Genomic DNA, 4,516 nt, shown 5'->3' on the forward strand with positions numbered 1-4,516 from the left:
TTATATCCGATATGGCGAACCCGACTACCGGTCGCGCTCCAATGATCGCAACTTTTTTCAAACCACCGAAGTAGAGCGCGTGCGCACACAGATGGCCGTTGATATCTACGGTCCCGAAGCGGCCTTTTTCACCTTCACAGGTCCCGTCTTTCCCATTCGCACCAGACGGGAAAAAGACTCTCTCGTTGATCCAGACACCTTTTCCGACTTCGTCAGCGAAAATGTTGTGGATCCGCCTATACTTCTGCCCGGGGAAACCAGCGAAACTGCCGATGAAGATGATGAAGGTATGGCCGAACTTTCCGCGGACAAAAGTGGTGAGGCTGAGGGTGTCATATTCGGTTTTGAGCGCAATCCTTTAGAGCGCGAGGGTACCATCGAAAGCGTCCTCAATGAACAAACGGGACAGCTCAATACCCGCTTGCAATTTGGCCGCTATTCACCTGTTACCATTGACAGTGAAATTGATACCGTGCCCTGGGAAACCTGGACCTATATTCAGCTCAATGGGGGCATAGAGATTACATTCACCGACGAAATGGGCAATGGACGCTATGACTTTGCCCCACTGCCCGACGCCACAACCGAAGATCCCGAGGCCATCGCTTATATTGCCCGCATGACCGAACACATGCCCGCAGTCATCTACCAGCAAGCCGTATCGACTTCGCCCGATTTTTATCGCCCTGGACTTCCCGGCGATATACTCAATTTTTATTATGACCTGGCACACTTCCGCGGACCCGACGGACAAACCCATCTCGAGATCTACTACGGCATCCCGCCCGAACAGGTCGAAATTGAGCAAGAAGCCGATTCGAGTTTCATCCACGTGCAATTGGCCGTTGCGCTGGCAAATGAAGGTCACACATCCATCTATCGCACAACCGATGCGTTTGCGTATCGCGGCGCACAGGTACCCAGCACAATTGAACAGGGGTCTTTTGTGCCTGAAATCATCAAAACCCAGGTGCCGCCTGGCAAATACGAACTCCAGGTACAAATGAAAGACCTCATCTCTGGACGCACCGGACTCTACCGACAAGAACTCGAAGTCAGAGATTATCAAATCTCAGAGCTTCAAGTCAGCGAAATTCAACTGGCTTCGAACATCGCGGAAGCAGGCGCAGCAAAATTCCAAAAAGAAGACGTGTGGATTATTCCCATGCCCACGCGCAGTTATGCCATAACGCAAAATGTCTATGCCTACTTTGAAATCTACAATCTAACCAAAGACGACTTTGGACAAACCCGTTACAAAACCGAATACCGCATTCGCTCCAGTGTCATGCCCGCCGTTGGCCTATTTGGCGCAGCGACCGCGGGATTGCGCACCATTTTCAGAACTCGCAAACCCCAGGTGGCTATCACCAACGAACGCACGGGACGGGATGCCGACGAGCGCGAATACGTCGAAATCGTACTCAACAAAGTCAGACCCGGGGTCAACGCACTCGAAGTCATCGTAACCGATCTGGTCAGTGGCAAGAGCGTCGAACGCGAAGCGCGCTTCCGTTATGGGAATTAAATGGTTGAAAAAATAACTCTAACATCGGCGTATTGATATAGTATTGGTTGATTTTCCGCCTGTCCAGATATGATTAAGCGCGTCCATTGAGAAATGGGCGCGTTTTGTTTTACAGACTTTAACAGAGTCTTACAATTTTCGTACAGAGAATAGGGAACGGAAAGGTCATTCCGTGAATCTAAATCAGAAGAGAGGGTTCTTTCAATATTGTCCTTGGGAGGGGAAAGGAGAGACTCTGAAGAGGAGTGAAAAATCCGCGGACTTGTAAGTGCGCGGAGGCACGCCGGGGCAAAATAGGAGGAATCACACGATGCGCAAATTTTTATTGTTTTGTCTAATTCTCATTGGTGTGTTGGGTGTGTCGGAGTTGTATATGACGATTGATGCCGACGCGCAGCAGCGCACGCGCCGGCGCACGACCAATCGCGCGAAACTCTGGGTGTCGTTGCGCAATAATGGCACACTGGGGCATTCGCTGGATGGCGACAGTATCTTTGGTGCAGAAGTGGGTATGTCTTATCCCGGACGGTGGACCTCAACCTATGCGTCGGGCATTGTGGGCCGCGTGAACCGGCAGGATAATTCGCGTGGCAATGGCGTGTGGGTGATGGCGCGCACAGACGATGGGCGCAAGTTTGTATCTCAGGGGGGACCTCGACAGCCGTCCGCAGATATTTTTCCGATTCAGCACAACCCGCGCAATAATGTCGAAAGCATTGCAGCGATCTGGCGGTCTGTGTGGCGGGCTGGCACTCGTCCGTTTAATCTGTTCAATTACGGACAAAATGCAGCACTCTACTGGCCCCGCATGAATAATATGAAGATCACGCACCATTTTGTGAATGGCGAGCCAGTGGAGTATCAGTATAGTAACGGTATCTACGGTGGTTTGGGACAAGCCGCTTTTCCGCCTGGTCCCGACAAAGTGGAGCCGATGGATTATTACAATTGGAGCTATGGGTTTTATCCATTGAACAACGAGTCATTCAAGCAGATGCTGGTGTCTTCTTATAGAACGGTTCGGGCCGGGTTGAATCAGATGCGTTCAAATGGCGTCGCGACCAATCATCCTCGTTTGTCGCCCGAGTTGTTTGGTGAGAATCTAATGGTGACGGGCTGGTCGCAGGCTTCGGGTATTTCGGTGAAGCGGATGGTGCATGCGTATTCTATATCCGGCACGGATAATGACGTGATGATCCCGGTACCATCTCCCAATGGCAAGCAGTCTTCGATTATGACCCGGGGTGATTACGATGACTTCTTGATTACGGAGATGGAGTTCTGGAATAATGGCGATACAGATGGCGATGGGAGTGCTGATCCCGGGTATCCCAAACAACTTGACGAAGTTTATATCGTGGTTAAGAACGGATTTATCACCAGTAAGACCGGTGCTGAGTGGGTGCCTGCTGGGGGATCGAACTCGAATGCCTGGAATTTGGTTCAGCCCTCTACGCAAGACGATTACTGGCGCTATACACAGGCGGAGAATTACGATTATCCGGAATATGCCTACAATTACAAGGGCGCGCCGATGCATCTGACGTATGTGTATGATGGCGATGCAGTCGCCCGCCTGTGGAATGACCTGGGTGAGCCTTATGCCCGATCTCGTGCACAGCATCAATACGTGTCAACGTCCAATTTTAGAGATGGTACGTTGCTTTCTCCGCAGTATATCGGGATGATGCCGATTGCGACGGGTACGTCTGATCATCCGTTTAATGCAATAGATAGAAAAGGCGGTTATGTGAGGCCAGAAGGTCCACAGCCCCACACTGTGTTCAGGTGGCGCATGTATTCTTCGGCGCTGGGCGATGATCCGCATGGCGGTACGCATGGCGAGAACCAATTGTTCGACATCTATAGCGATGCTGCTGGCGTGCTCGGAGAAAATGATACAGACCGCATGGTGCAGTACCACGACAATGAGGAATTGGGTGCGTGGATCGATGCACAGGTTTATGGTCCCTATACTCTGGGTCCTGGCGACAAAGCCAAGGTGGTGATCGCTTATGTGGCGGGTATGGCGTCCAATTCTGAAAAGTATCGCATGGATACCAGCGGGTATGCGCGTCCCTACGAGTGGAACTGGCAACAGCAGAGCCTGACCGATGAATTGGAACTGGGTCTGGAAGCGATTTATGCCCACGGCAATGAAGCGCAAAAGCTATATGACCTGGGCTTTGACGGGCTTAACCAGCCACCCGATGTGAAGGTCAATGGGATGACGACCCTGCAAGGCAATATCGAAATAAACTGGTCGGGCATTGCCGATACGGCGATTGATCCGGATCTGGGTCGTCCCGATGTGCTGGGCTATCGGGTTTATCGCTCTGTTTTTATGCGGGCAGGACCGTGGAAATTGCTGGCGACGATTCCCAAAGCTGAGGGACCCGAAGGCGAACGGCAGTTGACCTCAGATGCGCCCCCCGGTGCTGAATTTCTCAATCAGCCCTGGGCAGAAGGCCAGGAGGACCCCGCTGAAGCCGAGGTCGATGGACCTTTCCGCTGGGGTACCTACAGGTTTATCGATCCAGAACCCGATCAGGGATTTATTTACCACTATTCGGTACGCGCGTTTGACGAGCAGGGTCTGGAAACTGGGCATTCGGATGAGCGCAATCAGTACTTGTGGCCCGCCACTGGCGTTGTGCCAAGGCTAACTTCTGCCTTGCTGAACAATGAGAATGAGACCATGTCGCTGCCGATCAGGGTGGTGCCCAATCCCTGGGTACAGGGCAGGGATGAGCACAGTTATGGCGCGCCTCGCATCCGGTGGATCAATGTGCCGAGCCGGTGTACGCTGTATATCTACACGCTGACGGGTGATCTGGCGTGGCGCCAGACCTTTGATACGCTCGACCCACAGCGGGGCAACCCGGTAGCGCGTGGCGAGATCGAGTGGGATACGCACACGGTGGGTTTGAATGCCAATACGCGCGGTCGTCTGAATGCGGGTACGTATATCTGGGCGATTGAGTCGCA

2 protein-coding genes are annotated in these 4,516 nt (G+C 52.5%); both read left to right on the plus strand.

Translation table 11 applies throughout. The features are described 5' to 3' along the window. The coding region (locus OXH16_23715) for a hypothetical protein (GenBank protein ID MCY3684412.1) at positions 1-1,528 on the plus strand (1,528 nt) is incomplete at its 5' end. A 310-nt stretch (positions 1,529-1,838) separates the two neighbouring features. Then, the coding region (locus OXH16_23720) for a hypothetical protein (protein ID MCY3684413.1) at positions 1,839-4,516 on the plus strand (2,678 nt) is incomplete at its 3' end.

The organism is Gemmatimonadota bacterium (genome assembly GCA_026705765.1).
In the GTDB taxonomy this organism is placed as follows: Bacteria; Latescibacterota; UBA2968; order UBA2968; family UBA2968; genus VXRD01.